Annotated in this window: 21 protein-coding genes; 9 read left to right on the top strand and 12 right to left on the bottom strand. The window is 66.5% G+C overall.

The features are described 5' to 3' along the window. The first annotated feature begins 980 nt into the window (after positions 1–980). Positions 981–1,355: an IS110 family transposase gene (locus J1902_RS09815; protein ID WP_307794416.1), complete on the top strand. Its 375-nt coding sequence runs from the start codon at positions 981–983 to the stop codon at positions 1,353–1,355. A gap of 2,120 nt (positions 1,356–3,475) precedes the next feature. Here the strand turns inward: J1902_RS09815 and trxA are convergent. The 5 genes from trxA to J1902_RS09790 form a co-directional block, all read right to left on the bottom strand. Further along, positions 3,476–3,802 (bottom strand): thioredoxin, encoded by a 327-nt coding sequence (gene trxA / locus J1902_RS09810; RefSeq protein ID WP_207616073.1) that lies wholly within the window; start codon positions 3,800–3,802, stop codon positions 3,476–3,478. 36 nt (positions 3,803–3,838) lie between these two features. Continuing rightward, positions 3,839–4,795: a thioredoxin-disulfide reductase gene (trxB, locus tag J1902_RS09805; protein ID WP_207616072.1), complete on the bottom strand. Its 957-nt coding sequence runs from the start codon at positions 4,793–4,795 to the stop codon at positions 3,839–3,841. A 199-nt stretch (positions 4,796–4,994) separates the two neighbouring features. Beyond that, positions 4,995–6,611, bottom strand: a complete 1,617-nt coding sequence (locus tag J1902_RS09800) for an ABC transporter substrate-binding protein (RefSeq protein WP_207616071.1) — start codon at positions 6,609–6,611, stop codon at positions 4,995–4,997. Positions 6,612–6,748: 137 nt separating this feature from the next. Then, positions 6,749–8,824 carry a murein biosynthesis integral membrane protein MurJ gene (murJ, locus tag J1902_RS09795; RefSeq protein ID WP_207616070.1) on the bottom strand — a complete coding sequence of 692 codons (2,076 nt, stop codon included), beginning with the start codon at positions 8,822–8,824 and terminating at the stop codon, positions 6,749–6,751. 26 nt (positions 8,825–8,850) lie between these two features. Then, complete coding sequence (locus J1902_RS09790; protein WP_207616074.1) at positions 8,851–9,351, bottom strand: NUDIX hydrolase; 501 nt, start codon at positions 9,349–9,351, stop codon at positions 8,851–8,853. A gap of 208 nt (positions 9,352–9,559) precedes the next feature. Between J1902_RS09790 and J1902_RS09785 the strand changes: the two genes are divergently transcribed. Next, on the top strand, positions 9,560–11,074 hold the full coding sequence (locus tag J1902_RS09785; protein ID WP_207616069.1) for a CCA tRNA nucleotidyltransferase: 1,515 nt from the start codon (positions 9,560–9,562) through the stop codon (positions 11,072–11,074). Then, entirely contained in the window at positions 11,075–11,659 is a 585-nt protein-coding gene (locus J1902_RS09780) for a histidine phosphatase family protein (RefSeq protein ID WP_207616068.1), read from the top strand. A gap of 313 nt (positions 11,660–11,972) precedes the next feature. On the opposite strand, the gene J1902_RS09775 is transcribed toward J1902_RS09780, so the two are convergent. Next, positions 11,973–12,167 carry a hypothetical protein gene (locus tag J1902_RS09775; RefSeq protein ID WP_207616067.1) on the bottom strand — a complete coding sequence of 65 codons (195 nt, stop codon included), beginning with the start codon at positions 12,165–12,167 and terminating at the stop codon, positions 11,973–11,975. Positions 12,168–12,268: 101 nt separating this feature from the next. On the opposite strand from J1902_RS09775, the gene J1902_RS09770 reads away from it, so the two are divergent. The 3 genes from J1902_RS09770 (at position 12,269) to J1902_RS09760 (ending at position 15,544) form a co-directional block, all read left to right on the top strand. Then, positions 12,269–12,409 carry a hypothetical protein gene (locus J1902_RS09770; protein WP_207616066.1) on the top strand — a complete coding sequence of 47 codons (141 nt, stop codon included), beginning with the start codon at positions 12,269–12,271 and terminating at the stop codon, positions 12,407–12,409. A 194-nt stretch (positions 12,410–12,603) separates the two neighbouring features. Next, entirely contained in the window at positions 12,604–14,112 is a 1,509-nt protein-coding gene (locus J1902_RS09765) for a glycosyltransferase family 87 protein (protein ID WP_207616065.1), read from the top strand. Further along, positions 14,105–15,544 carry a phytoene desaturase family protein gene (locus tag J1902_RS09760; protein WP_207616064.1) on the top strand — a complete coding sequence of 480 codons (1,440 nt, stop codon included), beginning with the start codon at positions 14,105–14,107 and terminating at the stop codon, positions 15,542–15,544. Before J1902_RS09765 ends, J1902_RS09760 begins: the two co-directional genes overlap by 8 nt. Before the next feature lie 13 nt (positions 15,545–15,557). On the opposite strand, the gene J1902_RS09755 is transcribed toward J1902_RS09760, so the two are convergent. Continuing rightward, positions 15,558–16,163: an NAD(P)-dependent oxidoreductase gene (locus J1902_RS09755; RefSeq protein ID WP_207616063.1), complete on the bottom strand. Its 606-nt coding sequence runs from the start codon at positions 16,161–16,163 to the stop codon at positions 15,558–15,560. 83 nt (positions 16,164–16,246) lie between these two features. Between J1902_RS09755 and J1902_RS09750 the strand changes: the two genes are divergently transcribed. Further along, positions 16,247–16,639: a winged helix-turn-helix transcriptional regulator gene (locus J1902_RS09750; protein ID WP_207616062.1), complete on the top strand. Its 393-nt coding sequence runs from the start codon at positions 16,247–16,249 to the stop codon at positions 16,637–16,639. A gap of 32 nt (positions 16,640–16,671) precedes the next feature. On the opposite strand, the gene J1902_RS09745 is transcribed toward J1902_RS09750, so the two are convergent. Continuing rightward, positions 16,672–17,361, bottom strand: coding sequence for an ABC transporter ATP-binding protein (locus J1902_RS09745; RefSeq protein ID WP_207616061.1), 690 nt, complete (start codon positions 17,359–17,361; stop codon positions 16,672–16,674). Between the two features lie 47 nt (positions 17,362–17,408). Continuing rightward, positions 17,409–18,494, bottom strand: a complete 1,086-nt coding sequence (locus J1902_RS09740; RefSeq protein ID WP_207616060.1) for an ABC transporter permease — start codon at positions 18,492–18,494, stop codon at positions 17,409–17,411. 222 nt (positions 18,495–18,716) lie between these two features. Between J1902_RS09740 and J1902_RS09735 the strand changes: the two genes are divergently transcribed. Together J1902_RS09735 and J1902_RS09730 are read left to right on the top strand one after the other, a co-directional pair. Beyond that, positions 18,717–20,072 (top strand): sensor histidine kinase, encoded by a 1,356-nt coding sequence (locus J1902_RS09735; RefSeq protein WP_207616059.1) that lies wholly within the window; start codon positions 18,717–18,719, stop codon positions 20,070–20,072. Further along, positions 20,069–20,725 (top strand): response regulator, encoded by a 657-nt coding sequence (locus tag J1902_RS09730; RefSeq protein ID WP_207616058.1) that lies wholly within the window; start codon positions 20,069–20,071, stop codon positions 20,723–20,725. Before J1902_RS09735 ends, J1902_RS09730 begins: the two co-directional genes overlap by 4 nt. Positions 20,726–20,756: 31 nt before the next feature. On the opposite strand, the gene J1902_RS09725 is transcribed toward J1902_RS09730, so the two are convergent. The 3 genes from J1902_RS09725 to J1902_RS09715 form a co-directional block, all read right to left on the bottom strand. Then, positions 20,757–22,232 carry a gamma-aminobutyraldehyde dehydrogenase gene (locus J1902_RS09725; protein WP_207616057.1) on the bottom strand — a complete coding sequence of 492 codons (1,476 nt, stop codon included), beginning with the start codon at positions 22,230–22,232 and terminating at the stop codon, positions 20,757–20,759. A gap of 35 nt (positions 22,233–22,267) precedes the next feature. Next, the gene (locus tag J1902_RS09720; RefSeq protein ID WP_207616056.1) at positions 22,268–23,695 is read right to left on the bottom strand and encodes an aspartate aminotransferase family protein; all 1,428 of its coding nucleotides are present in this window, start codon (positions 23,693–23,695) and stop codon (positions 22,268–22,270) included. Between the two features lie 73 nt (positions 23,696–23,768). Further along, positions 23,769–24,364: flavin reductase family protein (locus J1902_RS09715; protein ID WP_207616055.1), on the bottom strand; the 596-nt coding region annotated here is incomplete at its 5' end.

The raw sequence follows: 24,364 nt of genomic DNA, 5'->3' as shown, positions 1-24,364 counted from the left end.
CCAACATGCCACCACCGGTCATTTCTAAGTTGCCGTTGACAGAGGGTTCGCCCGCGTTTCCCCGGGCAGGTCTAGCAAATAACTCCAGCCGTGCCTTGAGCGGTAGCAGCGTACCGTGGGGCCCGCGGTAGAGTACACACCGTCAATGGCGGCTGCGCAGCTCCAAGGAACCACACTGGCGGCGGAAGACGTATGCCATCGTGCCCAACGGCCCAGATAGTGCAGGAGATGCAGGAGCAGTAGTGTGCGGGGGCGAGTTTTGCCCTGCTGCCGGGCCCCACCTCAGCCGTCTCGCGCTTGCAGGCCAGCAGTTAAGGAGACCAAGCAATACACATGGCCAGTCACTCCGGTCGGCTTGATCTGAGTCAGTGTGTGCAATCAGCTCGGTGTCCGAAGAGGCGGGCGGCTTCCCATTGGGGCAGTGCCGTGCCGACGTCGAGGATCGAGCTGGGGCCGTTCCGGTTTCACGTGAATCATTCGAGCAGGCCGAGTAGCGTAGAAGCGGCAGCGGCAAGAACACTTCGTACGGCTGTGGGCTCGCATGTGCAACAGGGCGAGTCCTTGACGCCGACGGCAACGTCCCTCCCCCGGAGATGTTTCACGTGAAACAGCCCGGCGGTCAGCCCGGCCTGCGTCAAGGAAAACTCCGGGCCAGCTACACCGCCCGGTAGCCCGGACCAGTGCCTGAGGGCGCGGCCTCAGGCTGCCGTGGGCATTTGGTGATTGCACAGGTGCAGCCATGCTTGGCCTGCCCTTCCGCGTTCTGATTGGTCTCCATCTCCCTCGTCGACGCCGAGGACCATCAGCACGTGCAGCGCGGGTCGCGGCGATCGATGTCGCCACGGCCAGCGGGATGGTGTGCACCCGGGTGCCGCATGGGTCAGTGCGGGTAAACGGGTGATCAGGGTGTGGCAGATTTCGGCCACCACTAACGCCATCCTGGGTTTGGCCGAGTAGCTGGCTCCGAGGGCATCGAGCGCGTGGTCCTGGAGTCCACCAGCGGCTACTGGCGCCCGTCCTTCTACCTGCTGGAGGCACACGTTCTGCGGGTGTGGCTGGTCAACGCCCGGGATGTCAAGAACGTCCCGGGAAGGCCTAAGTCCGACAAGATCGACGCGGTCTGGCTGGCCAAGCTGAACGGGCTGGGCATGCTGCGACCTTCGTTCGTCCCGCCGGTGCAGATTCGCCGGCTGCGCGACTACACCCGCCTTCGCCTGGACCTGACCACCAAACGATCCCGTCGCGTCCAACGCTTGGAGAGGCTGCTGGAGGATGCCCTGATCAAGGTCTCGACCGTGCCCCCTCGTCATGGCCGACCTGGCCAAAGGCCGGCTGCCGGCCATCGGACGCCTTGATGAGATACCCGGCATCGGACCCCGCGCCGCGCACACCGCCGCCTGGCCAAACGCCTGGCCAAGCTCAAGGCCTTGGTCGCCGTCCATCTTGGTCATCATCTGGCGCCTACTGACCGACCCCACAACCCGCTACGTCGACCTCGGCCCCGACTTCTACGACAACCACATCGGCTCCGACCGCAGGAAACGCAACCACGTCCGCCAGCTCGAAGACCTCGGCCACACCGTCAACCCTCGAACCCGCCGCCTGAACCCACGCCACCAGGCCAGATCCCAACCGCCCATTCACCTTCATTTTCCGATCAGGCGGCGTGGAAGCTTTCGCAGCCCTGGCGGTGGCCAATGTGCGGTGGAAGTACCGGATCTCACCGTTGTTCGGGCTGGTCCGTTCGTGCCATTTGGGCCGTGATGCTCAGTTCACACGGACAGCGAACCTTGACCGTGCGCGTGGGGGCGCGCGGGGGCGGCGACAGGAGTTCGTCGCTGTGGTTCTCGTCCGGGGCCCGTCGGAAGGGAGCATCAATACATTGCGTGCATGTAGGGGCCGTGCTGGCAAAAGGACTAGCTTGCCCTGATTGTGATTTGAGGTAGGTGCTCACCCGGCTGGCTTCCTGCTTGGTTTGGTCTGTGGCCGGTCGCACATCCCCGTATTGGGAACGCCACCGAGCGTCGCCACATCGTCTGAATTGGAGCTCCGCGGACCTCGGTCTCACAGGGGTGCATGTTTCCCCGAGGCACATATCCGCGTGGTGTAGCCGGCATGGGAACGCACGGACTTGGAGGAAAGGAAAGGTCGGCTTGCGCCGCCGGCTACCCGCCCCAGCCGCTGTTTCTGTGCCGATAGACGGTCTTGCGTACGAGCTTCTACGGTGATTTGCCGGGATGCCGGGATGCCTGGGGACGTATGGAGAAGTCCGAGTTCCTCACTGCAGGTATCGCTGCATAACCATCCGCCTACCAGCCGGACTGTGGCCGCAGGAAATCGAACTGTTCGACGGTTCGGGAGGTCGCAAGCCGTGGCCAATCGCCGGCGCGCGACGCCCAAGCCTGGAGTCGACCTCGCCTACGATATTTGTGTTTCACGTGAAACAAGAGAATGCGAATCTCTGGAATCACGGAATCAGACTGGATCGTGTCGTCCGGTCTCCCGCGGAGAGAATGACCCCTCCCCATTGTGGACGCCGCTAGATACAGGCCATCGTGATGAACGATCGACTATAAGGAATTGGGGTCCAGGGGACCCGAGGCGGACGCCTGGCATGTGGAGGATCCTTATGCGCTCGGCAGCTCTGCACGGCGTGGATGCGAAGACGAATGGCACGAAGACGGCTAGGAAGCCTGAATGCCCAGCGCAAACCCGCATGCGCCTCCTGTAGCGTCCTGGATCATTTGTCCGGGGCGGTTCACTACGGCGCGCCAGGAGCCGATCACGGCGCGCGAGGAGCCACCTGGGGCCCATGACGGCTTCTTGCATTGATCGCGGCCGGAAGACCGCGGACCCTTCTCGGTGGCCCTTGCGAACGCGCCAGCGCACAAGGAGTGTGGAATGGGTTGGGCGATGGCATGGACCAATAAGTTAGCTGTGTGCGCTCCACCCGAGGAGTAGATCAATGACGCCCTGCGATTCCTGGAGGGACGCGGAGGTTTTCGGGAACCGGCCCCACCTGATCCACGAGAGCCCTCAGTCCCCTGGATCTCGCCGGCCAAATGTTGGTTCACCGCTCACGGAACTCCAACTGGGCCGCAATTCGGCTTCCACTTCGTCAGCGAGATGACCATCTAAGTCCGAGCTCATGCTCGGGAACTTGATGATCCGGAACAGCCCGGAGGGTACCTCGTGGCGGGCCGCTCTGCCCGTGTTTCACGTGAAACATGAACGCTCCCCGGGGAGAAGGCCCAAACGTACCCGTCAGCGTAGATTTCCCCCTACCCCAGATAGGCAAGAAAGGAGGATCCTCGCAGAAGAGGTTCCTGGAAACCAGATGCTCTTACAAAACCAAAAAGGGTTCAATCTCGAGGAATCACCCAAAGACCAAAGAAAGCCGGTGGTCTGCGCACTCCCAAGGAGCGGCGACCACCGGCTTTCCGAGCGGCACCCGCGAAACGGGTACCGAGAGGAACTAGGACAGTACGTCCGCGAATTCCTTCTCGAAGAACTGCTTCGGTTTCGCGCCGATGACAGTGTTCTTCACTTCTCCCCCGTTGAACAGGTAGACAGCCGGGATGGAGGTGATGCCGTACTCGGCGGCAATGGCGGGGTTGTCATCAACGTTGACCTTGACGACGTTCACCTTGTCACCGTACTCGACGGAGATCTCGTCCAGGATGGGACCCAGCTTGCGGCAGGGACCGCACCATTCGGCCCAGAAATCCACGATGACCGGCTTGTCGGCGGCCAGAACGTCGGTGCTGAAGCTTGCGTCGGTAACGTCTTTGGCGTTGCTCATGTTTGACTTTCCCTTCTAGTGAATTGCTTGTGCCGCTTATGCGTGCAGGTCTGCGAGGTAGTGTTCGACGTCCAGCGCCGCAACACAACCGGAGCCGGAAGCCGTGATGGCCTGGCGGTACGTGGGGTCGACAACGTCACCGGCAGCAAAGACACCCTTGATGGTGGTGCGGGAGCTGCGGCCCTCGACAGCGATGGTGCCTTCCGGGGTCAGGTCCAGCTTGCCCTTCACGAGCTCCGTGCGGGGGTCGTTGCCGATTGCAACGAAGACGCCGGTGACCTGGAGTTCTGACTCGGTGCCGTCCACCAGGTTCTTGAGCTTGAGGCCCGTTACCTTGTCGCCACCAAGAACATCCTCAACACCGGTGTTCCAGATGAAATTGATCTTCTCGTGTGTCTGGGCGCGGTCGCCCATGATCTTGGAGGCCTTGAGCGCATCGCGGCGGTGGATGACCGTGACCGACTTGGCGAACTTGGTGAGGAAGAGTGCCTCTTCCATGGCAGAGTCGCCGCCACCGATGACTGCGATGTCCTGGTCCTTGAAGAAGAAACCGTCGCAGGTTGCACACCAGCTGACGCCGTGGCCGGAAAGGCGCTTTTCGTTCTCGAGGCCGAGCTCGCGGTAGGCGGAGCCGGTGGAGAGGATGATGGCGCGGGCCTGGAACTTCTCCCCCGTGGCGATGGTGACGGTCTTGATGTCGCCGTCGAGGTCCAGGTTGGTGACGTCCTCGAACTTGATTTCCGTGCCGAAGCGGACTGCCTGCTTCTCGAAGTTCTCCATGAGATCCGGACCCAGAATGCCGTCCGGGAAGCCTGGGTAGTTCTCCACGTCCGTGGTGTTCATCAGTTCGCCACCGGCGGTGACAGAACCAGCAATAAGCAGAGGGTTCATGTTGGCTCGGGCGGTATACACGGCGGCGGTGTAGCCGGCCGGGCCAGAACCTACAATGATGACGTCCCGCACCTGCGATGCGCTGTTTTCTGCAATGCTCACTTGGCGGTGAACCTCTTCCTTGGTCGATGCTGCTGCCTTTGGGGCAGCCACCTGACTCAACCGGGTGACAGCCCCAAATATTCCGGCGGTTTTTGGGGACCCGAAAAACACACCACCATTCAGGATACCGTCTGCCGGCTCAGGCCAAGGAAGAGCGGACGCCGAGTTACGTGGCCCTGCTTGGGCCCCTACGTGGCCCCTACTGGACCTTGATCTCTGCAAGACGGAGGCCGAAACCGAACTTCGTCTTCGGTGCAGCAAGCTTCGGGAGGGTCTTGATGACGATGATGACGTACTGGGCATTGACCGGCGCGCTGAGCGGCATGGTCAGCTCCGGGGAGGTGAAGCTGTTGGTGCCGACCAGCTTGGCGCCATCCATGGCGGGACGGTCATTGGTGTAGACGCTGATGTTGCCGCCGGAGCCGCCGAGCTGGCTCAGGGTGATCGACTTGACCTGTGCAGGTGCCTTCAGCTTGACCACCAGCGGCAGGTCCTCGGTAAGTCCGCCCCAGTCCTCCGTGGCGAATTCCATGTCCGCCCAGTAGCTTGCGGCGTTGCCGTCGAAGGCCCGGCCAAGGTCCTTGTCGAAGGCGGCGGCAAAGTCAAAAGTGCCCAGGCGGGTGATGCCCTCAATGGCCGGCGGCTGGGCAGGCGGAGCCACAGTTTCCGTGGACGACTGCGCTCCGGTCCCGGTCTGGGCGCCGTTGGACTGGCTGGACACTACGGGGCCACCGCCGGGCAGGAGGCTACCCAGGTTGGTCACGGCCAGAATCAGGCCCACCACCAGCACAGCGGCGAGCAGGCCGCCCACCAGCCAGCGCATGGAGCGTGGCTCGCGCTGGGGTTCGTCGTCGTAGTATTCCTCATCGACGTCCCCGGATCCGGCAGCGGCCTGGGCCGGGAAACTGGCGGCCGTGCGGACATTGCCGGCGGCAGCTGCACCGACAGCAGCTGCACCCGCACGGGGTGCGGAGGCGTCAGCCCCGATGAAGCCGTAGTCCTCCTCGGACCAGAGCGAAACTTTTGCCTCGGAGGCGGCGGGCGCGGCGGAGGCGGCAGGTTCACGGACGGGCGCAGCGGGCGGAACAGCCGGCGGTGCCTGGAGTTCCTGGGGCGCCGTGGTGTGCGCTGCGGGCAGCGGAGCTGCCTGTGCGGGAGTCCCGGTTCCGGCGTCGGGGGCAGTTTCCTTGACGGCGGCGTTCTTCACGGCAGCGGCGGCAGTTGCTGCAGCAGCGCCCGCTCCGGCGGCTGCGGCAGCGAGGCGTGCCCCAATACCACCGGCCTGGGCGGAAGAAGGCTTGCCTGCAGGCATCGGCGGAACAACCGGCCGGCCGCCGGCAGGCGCCTGGGCGGGAGGATAGGCGTAGCCGTCCTCGTCGTACTGTATGTACTCGGCCTCTTCCTCGTCTTCGTACAGGCCCTCGTAGGTTTCCGGTTCGTACGTGCGGGGACGGCCGAAGATCTCGCTGCCGAGGGTTTCCGTGAAGAACGGTTCCACGTACGGCGCGTTGGTGGCGACCACCAGGTCCAGCAGGTCCGGTGCGGTGCTGTGGTTGGTGATGAGGTACGTGGTGTTGTCGCTGACGCCCAGGTCGAGGATCTGGACGTGGCCCGGACGCTCTCCGGTGGCGACTTCGCGGGCGCTCTGGGCCACTTGCTCGCTGTTTCCGGGGCCGGCAACCAGGATGCTGACAGGCCGGTTGAGGACCTGGTCCACGCCGTCCAGCACCAGATCTTGGTCATGCGAGGTCAATACGGTGGCCGTGACCTTGTAGCGGCCGCCAAGCACTGATCCGACGTCGATCGGGTGGGACACGGGTTCCTCCTAGGCTGTCCGGGAGCTGCGGGTGGTGCGTACTGATCCCCCGGAAGCCGGTTGATCCGTGGTCTGCAACTACCTGTATTCGTCTTTGATCCTAGCCGATTGCTTCCTGCCTCCCCGCTTGGCGGAGGTCACTTCTTCGGCGTGCGCCGGCCCTTGAAGTGCGGATTGCGCCCCGCGGTTCCCTGGTAGGCACGGCGGCCGGGCAGCGGAATCTGCTGGCGGAGGAAGCCGCCCTGCGTCGAACTCGGCACGTCCTCGTCCGGCAGGTAGCTCTTTTCCCCTGCGGCGGCATCCTCAAAGGTCCCGCCCTCCACAGCTTGCCCGACGGCGGCAGCCGGCTCGGGTGTCGGGCCCGGCTCCGGCAGCGGTTCCGACTCCGGCTCCAGCGCCGGGCCGGCCCTGAAGGATGCGGCGTCGAACTCGCCCGAGATGCGCGGAATCAGGCCTGTGTCGTCGGAGACCGTGGCGCGTGCCGGCGTCGGGCCCTGTCCTGCCGCAGGGGCACCGGCGGGTGCGCCGCGGCTGCCCAGGCGGCCGAGCAGCGGGCGCAGCAGATCGCGGAGCTCGCTGACGCGGAACAGCTTCAGCAGGAAGAGGTAGGCCACCAGCATGACGGGACCCACCACGACCACCGTGACGAGGGACGCGGGGCGGCTGCTCCAGGCGAAACCGTCGGCCCGGTAGCTGCCCAGCAGCCACAGGGCCAAGGTGCCGGCGAGCGCCGAGCCGAGTGCCGCGTAGCCCATCCGGATGTAGGAGTTGGCGATGCGCGGACCGTCCAGATGGCCCAGGAGGCGGCGCAGGAACCACACGCTGATGACCACGGAGAGGATGTTGCCCAATGTGTACAGCGTGGCGATGGCGAAGATGATCTGGCCGACCGGCAGGAACTGGATGATGAACGCGCCCACCACGTTCACCACGGCCAGCATCAGCTGGATGTAGAACGGCGTGCGGGCGTCCTCGTTGGCGTAGAAGACGCGCGACATCATGAAGTTGGCGCTCATGAACGGGGTGCTCAGCGCGAGGATGGTCAGCGTCTGGGCCAGCATCACGCCGTCCTGGCGCTCACCGCCGGAGAAGAACATGCCCAGCGGCCCGGCCAGCGCGAACAGCGCCAGCGCGCCGAACACCGTGGCCACCGCCATGGTGCGCAGGCCGTGGGACAGGGCATCGCGCAGCTCGGCTTTGTTGCCGTTCTGGGACGCTCGCGTCATGCGGTTGAAGAGGACGGTAGCCAGCGAGAGGGCGATGATGGAGTGCGGCAGCAGGTACAGCTGGCTGGCTACTTCGAGGACGGCGTTGCCGGGCAGGGTGGCAGCGGCGGTGAGGTCGCCGGCATGCTCCAGGCGGAGCCGCTCGGCACCGGGAACCGTGGCGATCCTCATGACGTACAGGAACGCCAACTGCCCGACGGCGGCGGTCAGCAGCGTCCAGACGCTCAGCTTTGCTGCCTGGCCGAGTCCCACGCCGCGCCAGCCGAAGCGCGGCCTGAGGCCGAGCCTCAGCCGGAACACCGGGACCATCAAGATGACCGTCTGGGCGATCACGCCGATGGTGGAGAAACCGGCCACCAGGAACGTCTGGAAGGGTCCCCAGTTGTCCAAGGTGTGCGGGTTGTAGATGTTGGCGCCCAGGATCCAGATGAACCCGGCCAGGCCCCCGATGGCCACTACATTGTTCAGGATGGGGGCCCACATGGCCGGGCCGAAGGCGCCGTTGGCGTTCAGGATCTGCGTCAGGAGCGCGTATAGGCCGTAGAAGAAGATCTGCGGCAGGCACCAGAACGCGAACGTGACGGCAAGGGCCTTCTGCTGCGGCGAATAGCCCTGCGTGGTCAGGTCGATGACCAGGGGCGCGGCCAGGGTCACCAGCGCGGTCAGGGCCAGGAGCACAAGGACGGCCAGGGTCAGCAGCCGGCTGATGTAGTCCGCCCCCCGGTCCGGGGCCTTGCTCGCCTTGATGATCTGCGGCACCAGGACAGCGTTGAACACGCCGCCGGCCACCAGCAGGAAGATCAAGTTGGGCAGGTTGTTCGCGTTGATGAAGGTGTCATTGACAGTTGAACCCAGGCCCAGGGCGGCGCCGAGCATCCAGGTTTTGGCGAAGCCCAGGAAACGCGAAACCAGCGTTCCGGCGGCCATGATGGCGCTGGAGCGTGCTTCTCCGGATTGGGCGGACTGGGTGGCTTTGGCTGCAGACATCGCCTTTATCGTCCCATGTACCGGCGTCAGAGGTATTCGGGCAATACTCCCCGGGCCAGATCGGCGATGCGGCGCTCGTTGGGGAAGGAGAGCTTGCGGGCCAGATCCTGGATGGGCACCCAGGCGGCATCCACGGCTTCACGGTCGGGATCGTTCTCGATGGTCAGCTCGCCGCCGGTGGCCTGGAGCAGGAAGTGGTGCACGGTCTTGTGGACGCGGTGGCCGCTCACAGTGAACCAGTAGTCGATGCTGCCCAGCGGGGCCAGGATGTCACCTTCGATGCCGGTTTCCTCGGCAATCTCGCGGACAGCGGCTTCCTCGTTGTTTTCCCGGCCTTCCGGGTGGCCCTTGGGAAGGCACCACTCGAGCCGGCCACCCCTATTAAGGCGGGCGATGATCGCAACCCGGAGTTCGCCGTCGGAGGTGTCCACCACGACGCCGCCGGCGGACACTTCCTCCACAGTGGGAAGCGCGGCCTGCACCGGGTGCTGGGCGGGCGCGACGTGGGCGCCGATTGCCGACGGCAACGGTGCGTTCGTCCTCCTGCCAGGAGCACTCGGGATCGGATTGGCCATGAACTCCACTCTAACGACTCTTGCCCTGTGGTGATGACCGGGACATGGCCGCAAAATGGACAGCAGGAGCCGGTCTCCGCCGGTGTGCTTGCGGGGCCGCGCGTTTTGGGGCGTCCCGGTGGCCCATGACGGCGCAAAAATCTGCCAAGCTTAAGAGACTATGGCGCACGTATTGGACAGCTCTTCAGTTAACTTCACGATCGACCCGGTAGTCCTGGATCTTGGTCGGCGATTTGTTGACGCCGGATTCGAGCTGTCCCTGGTGGGCGGCCCCGTGCGCGACCTCTTTCTGGGTCGGATCTCCCCGGACCTTGACTTCACCACCGATGCCACGCCGGAGCAGACCATCTCCGTCATCAAGAAATGGGCGGACAACTTCTGGGAAATCGGCCGGGCCTTCGGCACCATCGGCATGAAGAAGTCCGGCTTCCAGATCGAGATCACCACGTACCGGGCCGAGGCCTACGACCCCGATTCCCGCAAGCCCGTGGTGGCGTTCGGGGACTCCCTCACGGACGACCTCCTCCGCCGCGACTTCACCATCAATGCCATGGCCCTGCGCCTGCCGTCCCTGGAACTCGTTGACCCCTTCGGCGGCGTCCGCGATCTGCACGCCTCGGAGCTGGCCACGCCGGGTGCCCCGGAAGCCTCCTTCTCCGATGACCCCCTGCGCATGATGCGCGCCGCGCGCTTCGCCTCGCAACTGGGTGTCTCCGTGCACGACGACGTCCGGCTGGCGATGACCGAAATGGCCGATCGGATCAAGATCATCTCCGCCGAGCGGGTCCGCGACGAACTGGTTAAGCTTATTAACGGTGCGCACCCGCGCGTGGGCATCGACCTCCTGGTGGACACCGGTCTTGCCGAGTTCGTGCTGCCCGAGGTTTCGGCCCTGCGCCTGGAATCCGACGAGCACCACCGCCACAAGGACGTCTACCAGCACTCGCTGCAGGTCCTGGAACAGGCCGCCTCGATGGAAACCAACGAGGACGGCCCCGTGCCGGGCCCCGATTTTGTGCTGCGGTTTGCGGCCCTCATGCACGACGTCGGCAAGCCGGCTACGCGCCGCTTCGAACCGGGCGGCGCGGTGAGCTTCCGCCACCACGACATGGTGGGGTCCAAGCTGACCTCCAAGCGTATGAAGGCGCTGCGCTTCGACAACGACACCATCAAGGCCGTGGCCAGGCTCGTGGAGCTCCACATGCGCTTCTACGGCTACGGCGACGCCGGCTGGACCGACTCCGCCGTGCGCCGCTACGTCACTGACGCCGGCCCGCTCCTGGAGCGGCTGCACCGACTGACGCGCTCGGACGTCACCACGCGTAACCAGCGCAAGGCCGAGCGGCTGTCCTTCGCCTACGATGACCTCGAGGAACGTATTTCGCTCCTGCTCGAACAGGAATCCTTGAACGCGATCCGCCCGGACCTGGACGGGGCCCAGATCATGGCAATGCTCGGCCTCAAGCCCGGACCCGTTGTGGGCCGCGCCTACAAGTTCCTGCTCGAAGAACGCATGGAACACGGCCCCCTCTCCCACGGGGAAGCCGAGTCCAAGCTTCTGGCATGGTGGGCAATCCAGCCCGAGTCCGCCGTCGTCGTCGAACTTTCCGCGGATGCCGCCGGTTCCGCTCCGGCTGCCGCCGCGCCCGCCGCCGTAACAACAGAGGAGTCATAAGTGAACGAAACATCGAAGCTCACGCGCCCGCAGCTCTGGATCCTCCGCCATGGCGAGACCGAATGGTCCAAGAGCGGCCAGTACACCGGGCTCACCGACCTGCCTTTGACCGTTGAAGGCGAGCAGCAGGCCGTGGAGGCGCGCAGGGTCCTGGAAGGCATCGACTTCGACGTCGTGCTGACCTCGCCGCTGCGTCGCGCCCGCCGCACGGCGGAGCTGGCCGGCTACCCGGACGCCGTCCACGAGCCGCTGGCCGTCGAATGGAACTACGGCGATTACGAGGGCATCAGCTCGGACCTGATCCGCAAGGACAACCCCGAGTACCTGATCTGGACCGACGGCGTGCCCAACGGCGAAACGCTGGACGAAGTAGCCGCCCGGGCGGACAAAATCATTGCGCGCGTCCTCGAATCCGGCATGGACAACGTCCTGGTGGTGGCCCACGGCCACTTTTCCCGGATCCTCACCGCCCGCTGGCTGGAACTGGACGCCCGGGAAGGCCGCCACTTCATCCTCGGCACCGCCAAGGTCTGCACCCTGGGCTGGGACAAACGGACCCCTGCAATTGTGCGCTGGGGCCTCTGAACCGCTGTTCGGAAATTCTTTTTAGTAAATCTGAGAATTCACTGGCCATGCGCACTAACCATGGTGTAACTTAATTCTTGATCCCAGAGCGATTTGCCGGGATCGAGGCACGCGATGTTCCGGTCAGTCAGCCGGGCACTGCCACAGCAGAAGAGGAGGTTGGGAAAATGATTACTTTGACTAGCGGATGGATGATGAACGTCACTGCTGCCCCGGCCTTCACTGCTGATCGACGCCACATTTAACCCACTGGCTTTTCCCTGATTCTCCGGCCAGGCCTGTTGCCGGCGGGAATCTGATCTTCCGCCTACCCCTATTCCGGGGCCGGCGTCTGGAAGAGCCAGTTGTAGATGCGGATCCAGGCGGTTTGCCGCAGGTGCGCAGCTTCCCCATAGTTCGGAACCAGCTTCTTGTTGGGGACGGCTGCAGGGCACCGGCCTCGGCCTTGTGCACGGTCATCCGGGTATTCCCATTCGATCCGCTTTTTCCACCCATCATTGACCGGCATTCATGCCGCCATTTGGGCCGCTGTTTTCTCACGAATTCAATGGGCCTTAATTGTTGTGCCCGAATTCGGTCAATTCGATCTTTGAAGAAAGGAGGTGAACCATGGGAAAGCGTAAAAAGGACATATTGGTCTTCAACGGCAAGCCTGCCGGCAAGGACCGGACCATCTTCAACGGACAGCTGCTCGATCAGCGCCGCGAAGACATCTACATCGTCATGCACCAGATGGGAGTCATCCGCTGATGCCCTTCAGCCCTTCCGAAGGGAGCGTCCGATGACCCACATTGGAACAGATCCCCAAGGAGCCCACGCGGCTGCGCGTGGGCTCCTGCCTTTTAAGCCTGGCGGTGCGGGCGGGCTGCCCAGCGGCGCGCGGGCCGCCTTGCTGCGGTTGCGGGCCGCCGGCGCGGCGCGGGCCTGGCGGTATGCTCGATGCCATGCAGGAGACAAAGCCGCACCGGCAGCGAAAGCGTGCGCGCTTTGTGGTTCCCAGCCGCAGCGACGCCCTGCTGCGGAACTTCACCGAACTGATCGGCGGTCCGCTCGGGAAGAGGTCTGCGCCCGGCAGGGTCTCCCCCGGCATCTTTACGGTGGAACGTGTCCTGATCATCCTGACGGTGCTGGCCGCACTCCTTACGATCTTGGTCAAGCAGCACTGCCGCGTGAACGGCTGGCACACCCCGGTCCAGTTCTACGCCACCTGCTACTCGGATTTCCCCGAACTGTTCCGCAACCGCGGGATCGGCGACGGCGTCTTCCCGTTCTTCAGCCAGGGCAGCTTCTTCGAATACCCCGTGATCATGGGCCTCATCGCCGGAGCCACCGCCCTCATGGTCCCGGGCCAGGGAGTCAGCGACGAGCGCATCCTGGGGTACTTCGACGTCAATGCCACCCTGATCGTGGCCGTCTGGCTGGTCACCGTCCTGGCAACGGCCCGGATCAATCGGAGCAGGCCCTGGGATGCGGCCATGGTGGCCCTGGCGCCCGGGATCATCCTGGCCGGTGTCATCAACTGGGACATGTGGGCTGTCGGCATGCTCGCGGTCGGCATGTACTTCTTCGCGAAGAACCACCCGGCGGTGGCGGGCATCTTCTTCGGCCTGGGAACGGCCACCAAGCTGTATCCCGTGCTGATTCTCGGTGCCGTCTTTCTGCTGGCCCTGCGCAGCGGACGAATCAAGGTTTTCGTGGTGACCGCTGTCTCAGCGGCCGCCGCCTGGCTGGCCATCAACGTGCCGATCGCCGCACTGAACCCTGCCGGCTGGAGGTATTTCTTCGAATTCTCCGAAGAGCGCCCCGCTGGCTACAGCTCCCCCTGGTTCGTCTACAACATCGTGGCCAACCGCGTGAAGTGGGAGCAGCTTGACGCGGAAGCCATCAACACCCTGGCCACCAACCTCTTCCTGCTGGCGTGCGTGCTGATCGGCGTCCTGGCCCTGACCGCGCCCCGGCGCCCCCGCCTGGCGCAGCTCACCTTCCTGATCGTGGCCGCCTTCATCCTGACTAACAAGGTCTATTCGCCCCAGTTTGTCCTGTGGCTGGTTCCCCTGCTGGCCCTGGCCCGGCCCCGCTGGCGTGACTTCCTGCTCTGGCAGGCTGCTGAAGGGCTGCACTGGGCTGCGGTGTGGATGTACCTCGGGCAGCTCACCAGCGGCGGGGCGTCCCAGCACAACATTGACATGCCCTACTACGTCATGGCCGTGGCCCTGCATATGTTCGCCACGGCATATTTGATGTTCCGCGTGGCCTGGGATATCTGGGAGCCGGAGCTGGATCCCGTCCGCCTGCGCGGCGTGGACGATCCGCACGGCGGGCCCTTCGACCGCAGCAAGGACTGGCTGCGCCTCGATGTACTCCGGCCCGCGGCCTCGGTGCTGCCCTGGCGGCCCCGTCCTGAGGCGCCTCCAGTAGTACCTCCCGCAGCGGAGGCATCGCGCGATGCCTGACGCCGCCGTCGTCGGCTCCGGACCCAACGGCCTGGCGGCCGCGGTGGTCATGGCCCGTGCGGGCCTGGATGTTCACGTGTACGAGGCCGCGGAGACGATCGGCGGCGGAACCCGCACGGCGGAGCTGATCGAGCCCGGGCACGTCCACGACATCTGCTCCGCTGTGCATCCCATGGCGCTTGCCTCGCCGTTTTTCCGCCGCTTCGAGCTGGAAAAGCGTGTGGAACTGCGCGTGCCTGAGGTCCAGTACGGGACACCGCTCGACGGCGGCCGGGCGGCGATTGCCTACCGCTCGCTGGAGCAGACGGCGGCGGGGCTCGGGGCTGACGGGCCGACGTACCGGCGGCTGATGGCACCGCTGCTGCAGCGGCTGGACGGTGTGCTGGACGTGACCACGAATGCGCTGCTGCGCGTTCCCCGGGACCCGGTGGCGGCCGCTCTGCTGGGCCTCGCAACCCTGGAGCAGGGATCGCCGTGGTGGAACCGTAGATTTGTGGGGGACGCGGCGCCGGCCCTGCTGACAGGCGTTGCCGCGCATGCCGTGGCACCGCTGCCCTCCGTCGCGGCGTCCGGGGCCGGTCTGATGCTCGCCCTGCTGGCCCATGCAGTGGGCTGGCCCATTCCTGTGGGCGGCTCGGCGTCGATCGCTGCTGCCTTGGCCGATGACCTCCTGGCCCACGGCGGCACGATCCACACGGGGCAACGCGTGGACTCCTTGGCTTCACTGCCGGGCAGGGTGAAGCTGCTGGATGTGGCACCGCCCGGATTCTTGCGGTTGGCCGCACCCGTGCTGCCGGAACGCTACCGCCGGGCGCTGGAGTCCTACCGCTTCGGGAATGCCGCGTGCAAGGTGGACTTCATCCTCTCGGGCCCCGTGCCGTGGGCGGCGCCGGAGCTTGCCCGGGCCGGGACGGTGCACGTGGGCGGCACCCGCGCCGCGATGGCCGAGGCCGAGAACCTCGTGGCCGCCAGTCGGCATCCCTCGGAGCCGTACGTGCTCGTCTCGCAGCCCTCCGTGGTGGACCCCGGCCGGGCACCGACGGGACGGCATATCCTGTGGAGCTACTGCCACGTGCCCGCAGGCTCCACAGTTGACATGGCCGAGGCCGTGACTACCAGGATCGAGCGCTTCGCCCCGGGCTTCCGTGACGTGGTGCTTGCCGCCAGGACCACGACGGCGGCGGACATGGCCGCGCACAACGAGAACTATGTGGGCGGGGACTTCAGCGCGGGGCTGATGGACATCCGGGGCCTGTTGCGGCGGCCTGTGCTGTCCACGGTCCCGTGGCGCACGCCGCTGCCCGGCGTCTACCTGTGTTCCTCGTCCACCCCGCCCGGACCCGGGGTTACAGGAATGCCCGGGTACCACGCGGCGAAGCATGCCTTGAAGGACATGTTCGGGTTGCAGGTACCCCGTCTGGGCCTGGGCTGATTCCTCCTGGGCGCTAGTTGGCGGCCGTGAAGCGTGCCCGGCGGTGGGCCGGGGTTTCGATCTCGTCCAGCATGGCCACGGCATAGTCCTGCGTGGAGATGCTGCTGCCTGCCGGCGAATCCTTGGCCACGGAGTAGCTGCCGGTGCGCTCACCGGGCTGGATCATCGGCGAGGGGGCGAGCACGGTCCAGTCGAGGGATTCCGGGGCCTCCTTGACGGCGGCAAGGGCCAGGGCCGCAGTGGTGGCCTCAGCCTTGTAGGCCTCCGGGAATCCAGGAGAATCAAGGAGGCGGACGCCGTCGATCATCAGGGTTCCCGCGCCGCCGACGATCATGAGGCGCGTGCCTTCTGCGTTGCTGAAGGCGGTCTCCATGGCCGCGAGCCATTCGGCGTGGTCGCCGCCGGTGCGGCTGGGGCCCGTCGCCAGCACGACGGCGTCGTGCCCCTTGGCGATCAGCGCGAAAGTCTGGCCGTCGGCCTGGTCGGCGGCCACGGAGACGGTCCCGGCAACCTCGGCGCCCTTGCGGGAAATGGCGGTGACCTGGTGGCCGCGGGTGAGGGATTCGTTGACGATCTGGCTGCCGACCATGCCTGTTGCGCCGTAGACTGCAATTTTCATGACTCTCCTTGGGGTTGCTATCCTTGCGATGACACAAAAGTATCTTTCGGATACTGATAGCTTCAAAGGAACCTAGTTACCCAGTGGATACTAAAGACATTCCCGCCAACGTGCTTGACCCCAACTGCCCCTCCCGCGTGGTCTTCCAGCGGATCGGGGACAAATGGGCGTCCCTGGTGATCCAGGTTCTGGGCGGCGGGCCTGTCAGATTCTCCGAGCTGCGCAAGATGGTCAGCGTGGTGACGCCCAAGGTCCTGACCCAGACGCTGCGGACCCTGGAACGCGACGGCCTCATCACGCGCACCATCCACGCCCAGGTGCCCCCGCGCGTGGACTACGAGCTCACGGCGCTCGGTGAATCCCTGCTGCAGCCGCTCACGATGCTGCGCGAATGGGCCGAGAACCATGTGCCCAGCATCCTCGAAGCCCGCGACGCCTACGACGACGCCCAGGATGAGGCCGTGCTGGGCCGCTGACGCCGCCTGTCCCGCGGCCCGTCCGGGGCTGCTTACGCGGTGCGGACCGGCACGCCCAGCCGTCCGTCGCGCATGCCGGCCACGGAATCCGTGAGCGGCAGGAACTCGGTGTCGTGCGTGACCATCAGCGTCGCCGTCGAGAACTCGTCGGTGACCTGGCGCAGCAGCCGCACGATCGACTCGCTGCGCTCCATGTCCAGCGCCGCCGTCGGCTCATCCACCAGCAGCACGCGCGGGCTGCCCATGAGCGCCCGCGCGATGTTGACGCGCTGGCGCTGCCCGCCGGACAACTGGTGCGGTCGCTTGTTGAGCACGCCGCCCAGCCCGACGACGTCGAGCAGTTCCGCAGCCCGCTGCCGTGCCGCCCGCACGGGCTTGCCGCGCAGATGGTCGCCGATGACGAGCTGCTCGACGGCGGTCAGCGAGGGCAGCAGATTGGGCTGCTGGAAGATGATGCCCACGGCCTCCCGGCGCAGGGCCGTCAGCTCGGCCGGGCGGAGTCCGGTGGCGTCCTGGCCGTCGATCACCACCAGCCCGGACGTGGGACGGACCAGCGTGGCGGCGACCGCCAGCAGCGAGGATTTCCCGGAACCGGAGGGTCCCACGAGGGAGAGGAATTCGCCGGCATCTACCCTGAGGCTGACGGAATCGAGGGCCTTGAGGGTGGAATCGCCGTCGGGGTATTCGAGGGTGACATTGACGAGGTTAAGGGCGGTGCTCACGGTGTATGCCTTTCAAAGAATGTTTGCGTTTGGGAGGGCTGGCGGGGTCAGTTGCCGCCGAGGGCGAGCAGCGGATCCACCTTGGTGACGCTGCGGACGGCCAGCACCGCACCGGCCAGGCCCAGGAGCACGATCCCGGTGATCGGAAGCAGCGTGGTGAGCGGCGTGACGAGGAACGGCGCGGCCTGCGCGGCGAAGAAGCCGCCCACAACGCCAGCGGCCCCGCCTGCGCCGGCCCCGGCAAGCAGCACGATTCCGGCCTGGACCAGGGCATCGCGCAGCACATAGCCGGAGGAGGCGCCCATGGCCTTGAGGACGGCGATGTCGCGGGTGCGCTGGACGGTCCAGACGGTCAGGAACGCTACGATCACCAGGGCGGAAATGCCGTAGAGAAATGCCTGCATGAGCATAAGTGAGCCGTTCTCGCTCTTGTAGGAGCCGAGGGCCTGGAACGAACCGGTGGGTGTGGCGCTGACCGTGCCGGCCGCCGCATTGGCGGCGTCGAAGTCCGCGGAGGCTCCGGCGTCGAACGTCACGGCCAGAACCGTCGCCTCGCCGGGGGCGGTGTGGGCGAGCTTCCGCCAGGTGTCGAGCGTTGTCCACACCACGCCCGTATGGGAATACCACTGGTCCGGGACAACAGCCGAGACGGCCAGCTCCGTGCCGGCAACAGCCACGCGGCTGCCGGGCGCCAGGGCCAGTTCCTTCGCCAGGGACTCGCCCACGACCACGGCCCCGTCCGTGACCGGCGACGGTGCCATTCCGCCGTCGGCCCCGAAAACCGCGACGTTGGCCGTGCCCGTGGCGGCGCCGCCGGTGCCGAGGGACTGGAAGCGGGTCTGGCTGATCCCGAGCGCCGTGGCCGAGGCGACTCCCGGCTGCCGGCGCCAGGCATCGAGCTGCGCCGGGGAGACCTCGGATTCCGTGTAGGAGGCCTTGGCTTCGCCGCCGGCGGGGGCGCCGAAGACGATCTGGTCCGCGGGCAGTGCGGCGATGGCCGACGTCGACTGGTTGCCCAGTCCCGCGGTCAGGCCGGACAGCATGACCAGCAGGAGGGTGATGAGGGCGACCACGCTGCCCATGAGGGCGAAACGGCCCTTGGCAAAGCGGATGTCGCGGACGGCGAGAAACATTGGAATCCTTCATTTGTGTCCCATGGTTGGCCGGTGTGTCCCATGGTTGGCCGGTTTCGGCCCTGCTTCCACTCTCCCGGTGCCGGGCCGGGCCGGCATCGTGAGCATGGATGCTTGGCCGGGGCCGTGCGGTTGACACGGGCATCAACCGTTCGGTTGATTGGCCTGCCCTGACGCGGATTCGGGGCTGTTTTGTCGGAGGCCGGGGCTACGCTGGAGGGTATGCAGAGGAACGCGCGGGAAACGGTCGGCGGGGCCGCCCTGATCCTGAGCGTGCTCCGTGTGAGCCTCCATGTTGGCTTCGCCGTGCTGCTGCTGGTGGCCGTGGTCCGCCTGGCGGTATCCGGCGCCGTTCCGGGCGCCGTTTCCGGCGGGACCACGTCTCCTTTTGCCGTGGGAGTGGGCCTGCTGCTCTCCGTGGTCCTGGCCGGCGTGTACCTGGCCGGGACGATCCTGGAAAAACGCCATTCCACCGATCCCGGCCGCTTCAATCCCGGGCCCTACGCGCGTTGGTGGCTGGGCGCGGTGACCCTGCTCTGGCTGCTGCTCCTGCTCGTCAGCTCGGACTTCGCCTGGCTCGCCTTCCCGCTCTTCTTCCTGCAGCTGCATCTGCTCCCCCGCCGTTGGGCGCTGCCCGCCATAGCGGTCAGCACGGCCTTGCTGGTTGGGGCGCTCTGGTTCCACAGCCGCGGGGCCGGCGACGGCGGAATGCAGCTCCCCATGATCCTCGGCCCGGCCTTCGGGGCCGCCTTCGCCGTGATCACGGGGCTGGCCTACCGCGCCCTGTACGTGGAGGCCGAAAACCAGCGCCTGGCCGCGGAGGAACTGCGGCGGACCCGCGCCGAACTGGCCCGTACGCAGCACGACGCCGGTGTGCTGGCCGAGCGCGAACGTCTCGCCCGGGAAATCCACGACACCCTCGCCCAGGGCTTTTCCAGCATCGTCTTGATGGGCCGCTCCGCCGAGAAAGCCCTCGACGCCGGGGACTCCGGCACCGTGCGGGAACGGCTGCGGATCGTCCAGGACACCGCGTCCGCGAACCTTGCCGAGGCCCGGAATTTCGTCCGCGGACTCCGCTCCCCGGCACTGGAGCAATCAACGCTCGTGGAGACCCTGCGCCGGCTCTGCGGGAAGATCGAAACCGAGGCAGCGGCCCGGGGAACCGCGCTGCGCTGCCGCTTCGAGCTCGACGGCACCCCTGTGGAGCTCCCCAAACCGTACGAGGCCACCCTGCTCCGCGCGGCGCAGTCCTCGCTCGCGAATGTGTTGGCCCACGCCCACGCGCGCACCGTCGTCGTGACCCTGTCCTTCCTGGACACGGAGGTCACCATGGACGTGTTCGACGACGGCGCCGGCTTCGACGCCGCCGCGCCGGGGGACGCCGGGCCGGGGCCTGCCGTACGAGGCGACGGAACCGGCGTCGGGCTGAAGAGCCTGCGCGAGCGCGTCGCGGCGCTGGACGGCAGCCTGGACGTCGAATCCGCGCCCGGCGAAGGGACCGTGGTGGCCATCCGGCTGCCCCTGGAGCAGGCCGAAAACACCGAAGCAAGCGACCCTGCCGAGGAGCCCGCACCGTGAACGACATCCGCGTCCTGCTGGTGGACGACCACCCCGTGGTCCGTGCCGGACTCCGCGCCATGCTGGCCGATTTCGAGGGCATCACCGTGGTGGCCGAAGCTGCCGACGGCGGTGCCGCCCTCGCCGAGCTGGCCAAGCTCCACACGCTGGGCGAGCCCGTGGACGTGGTCCTGATGGACCTGCAGATGGGCGCCGGGATGGACGGCGTCACCGCCACGGGCAAGATCAAGGCCGGCGACGCCGGGACTCCCCCGCCGCCCGTGCTGATCCTCACCACGTACGACACCGACGCCGACATCCTGGCCGCCGTCGAGGCCGGGGCCAGCGGCTACATGCTCAAGGACGCGCCGCCGGAGCAGATCCTCCAGGCCGTGCTCTCCGCGGCGGCAGGACAGACGGCACTTGCCCCCGAGGTGGCGGCCAGGCTCATGGGCCGGATCCGCAATCCGGAGCCCGCGCTGAGCACGCGCGAAGTCCAGTTGGTGGAGCTCCTGGCCACAGGAATGAGCAACCGGGCCATCGCGCGCCAGCTCTTCATTTCCGAGGCCACGGTCAAGACGCACCTGGTCCACATCTACGCCAAGCTCGGCGTGGACAACCGCACGGCGGCCATCGCCGTCGCCACGCAGCGGCGGATCATCCGCACGCGTTGACGCGCGCCCGCAACTGGCGGCGGCAGCCCGCCTAGCGGATCCGGAAGATTGTCCGGTGCCAGTCCTTTTCGACGGCGCCGGTGAGCTCGTACATGACGTGCTTGACCTGGGTGTATTCCTCGAAGGAGTAGGCGGACATGTCCTTGCCGAAACCTGACTCCTTCATCCCGCCGTGCGGCATCTCGCTGATGATCGGGATGTGGTCGTTGATCCACACGCAGCCGGCCTTGATCTCCCGGGTGGCCCGCAGCGAACGGTACACGTCCCGAGTCCAGGCGGAGGCGGCCAGCCCGTAGGGGGTGTCGTTGGCGAGCCGGATGGCCTCGTCGTCGCTGTCGAAGGGGAGCACGGCGAGGACGGGGCCGAAGACTTCGTCCCGCACGATTTCGCTGTCCGGGGCCGCGTCGGTGATGAGCGTGGGCTCGTAGAAGGCGCCATCGGCCAAGGCGCCCCCGGGTGCCGTGCCGCCGGTGACCACCGTGGCGTAGCCCCTGGCACGGTCCACCATGGCGGCAACCCGGTCCCGGTGCGCGTAGGAAATCAGCGGGCCGATGTCGGTCCCCTCGTCGGCCGGCAGGCCCACCCGGACCCAGCGGTACAGTTCGGCCACCTTGTCCACAAACTCCCGGTACACCGAACGGTGCACGATCGCCCGGGTGGCGGCCGTGCAGTCCTGGCCGGTGTTGATCAGGCTGCCGGCCACCGCGCCGTGCGCTGCGGCGTCGACGTCGGCATCCTCGAAGACCACGAAGGGCGCCTTGCCGCCCAGCTCCAGATGGACCCGTTTGGAGTTGAAGGCGGCGGCCTCGAGCACCGTCCGCCCCACCGTGGTGGAACCGGTGAAGGACACCATATCCACATCCTTGTGCCGCATCAGGGCGGCCCCCGCTTCCCGGCCGTCGCCGACCACGATGTTCACGACGCCGTCGGGCAGCCCGGCCTGCTGCAGGATCCGGGCAAACATCAGGGACGTCAGCGGCGTGTTGGCTGCGGGCTTGAGGACAACCGTGTTTCCGGCGGCGATGGCCGGCAGGATCTTCCAGGCGGCCATCTGCAGGGGATAGTTCCAGGGCGAGATGGAACCGATCACGCCGATGGGCTCGCGCCGGATGCTGGAGGTGTGGTCCGACGAGTATTCCGCCGTGGCCTTGCCCTCCAGGTGCCGCGCGGCGCCGGCGAAGAAGTCCACGTTGTCGATGGTTCCCGGGACGTCGAACTCCCGGGCGAGGCGCAGGGGCTTCCCGGTCTGCCGGCTTTCGAGCCGGGCGAGTTCCTCCGCCTGTTCCTCGAGCAGCCGGGCCAATCGGGAGAGCACGGCCGAGCGCTCGCCCGGGGTGGCACGTGACCACCCCGGGAAGGCTTGCCGGGCAGCGGCAACGGCCGCATCGACGTCGTCGGCTCCTGCCAGGACCACAGTCTCCACGGTTTCCCCGGTGCTTGGATCGATCACGTCGTGTTTGTTGCCTGAGCTGCCGGTCAGGTTCTGTCCGGCGATGAATTGGTGCACGGTGGTCCGCCTTTAGGTAGGTTCTGGTGTGGGGTTTAGAGCAGGGCCTCGGCGGCCACCAGGGTGTGCCGCAGGATCTGCTCCATCTCGTTGAATTCGCTCTGCCCGATGATCAGGGGCGGCGACAGCTGGATGACGGGGTCGCCGCGGTCGTCGGCCCGGCAGTACAGGCCGTTCTCGAAGAGCCTCTTGGACAGGAAGGACTTGAGGATCCGGTGGCTTTCCTCGGGCGTGAAGGTTTCCTTGGTGGCCTTGTCCTTGACCAGCTCGATGCCGTAGAAGTAGCCGCTGCCGCGCACATCGCCCACCAGGGGCAGGTCCAGGAGCTTTTCGAGGGTGCCGCGGAAGGCATGCTCGTTGTCCAGGACGTGCTGGTTGAGGCTCTCGCGCTCGAAGATGTCCAGGTTGGCCAGCGCCACGGCGGCGGCAACGGGGTGGCCGCCGAAGGTGTAGCCGTGCTTGAAGAAGGCCTCGCCCTTGGCGAAGGGCTCGAACAGGCGGTCCGAGGCGATCATGGCACCCATGGGCACGTAGCCGCTGGTCAGGCCCTTGGCGCAGGTGATGATGTCCGGGACGTAGTTGAACTTCTCGGCGCCGAAGTAGGTGCCGAGCCGCCCGAATGCGCAGATCACTTCGTCGCTGACCAGCAGGATGTCGTACTGGTCGCAGATTTCGCGCACCCGCTGGAAGTAGCCGGGAGGTGGCGGGAAGCAGCCGCCCGCGTTCTGCACCGGTTCCAGGAACACGGCGGCCACGGTTTCCGGGCCTTCGGCCAGGATGGCGGCCTCGATTTCGTTCGCGGCCCACAGCCCGTAGGCTGCAAGGTGGTCCGCGTGCTGTGCGGCGCGGTAGAAGTTGGTGTTGGGGACACGGTGCGTGGAGGGCACCAGCGGCTCGAAGTCGACCTTCAGGTCCGCGATCCCGGTGATGGACAGGGCGCCGTGCGTGGTGCCGTGGTACGCCGTGGTCCGGGAGATGACCTTGTGCTTCTGCGGCCTGCCGGTCAGGCGGAAGTACTGCTTGGCCAGCTTCCAGGCCGACTCCACCGACTCGCTGCCGCTGTTGGTGAAGAACACCTTGTTCAGTCCCGGAGGCGCCAGCTGCGCCAGCCGTTCGGCCAGCTCCGTCGCGGGCTTGTTGGCGAACGACCACAGGGGGAAGAAGGCGAGCTCGGAGGCCTGGCGGGCCATGACCTCGGCCAGTTCCGTCCTGCCGTGGCCCACCTGCACCGTGAACAGGCCCGCGAGCCCGTCCAGGTACTTGCGGCCGTGGTCGTCATAGACGTAGGCGCCTTCGCCGCGCACGATCATCGGCAGCTCCTGGTCTGCCTGGGGCTGGGGGGAGAAGTGCAGCCAGAGGTTGTCCCGTGCTGCGGCCTTCAAATCTGTCCGGTTCCGCTCTGTCCGGTTCCGCTCTGTTCGGTTCTGTTCTGTCCCGTTCCGCGGTTCAGCTAGCTGGGTCACGGGTATCACCTTTTCTGAATCGTTTGGTTCGCTTGGAATGCCCGACGGCGGCCGGGCCGGCCGCCGTCGTCGTCTAGAGGTCGAGGACCAGCCGGGGCGATTTCGCCCGGGACACGCAGATCATCATGCTGGTGCCCTGTTCGCGTTCGGCCTCGGTGAGGAGGTCGTCGCGGTGGTCGATCTTGCCGCAGAGGACCTTCACCTCGCAGGTGCCGCAGAAGCCCATTTCGCACGACGACGGGTGGTTGATGCCCGCCGCGCGCACGGCTTCCAGCACCGTCTCGTTCGGGTGCACGTCCACCACCACGCCACTGCGTTCGAGTTCGACCTCGAAGGTGCCGGTGCCGGCACTGGACTCCGGGGACGCCGGATCCGCCGCGGCCGGTGCCGCCGGGGCGAAGCGTTCGATGTGCAGCTCGTGCAGGCGGCCGGCCCGGTCCATGTGCTCGGACAGGGCGTCCATCAGCCCTGCCGGGCCGCAGCTGTAGACCAGGGCCCCGCGACTGGCTTCGACAACCGCGCCCAGGTCCGGATGCCCGGTGGTGTCCTGGGAGTGCAGCTCCACGGAGGGTGCGTCGAGGGAGGTCAGCTCGCCGACAAAGGCGAAGTGGTCCTTGCTGCGTGCCCCGTAGACCAGCTTCCAAGGCGTGCCCCGGCGGTGCACCTCGT

This window comes from Arthrobacter cavernae (assembly GCF_017368795.1).
Lineage (GTDB): Bacteria > Actinomycetota > Actinomycetes > Actinomycetales > Micrococcaceae > Arthrobacter > Arthrobacter cavernae.
This window is presented reverse-complemented; position numbering and strand designations above follow the sequence as displayed.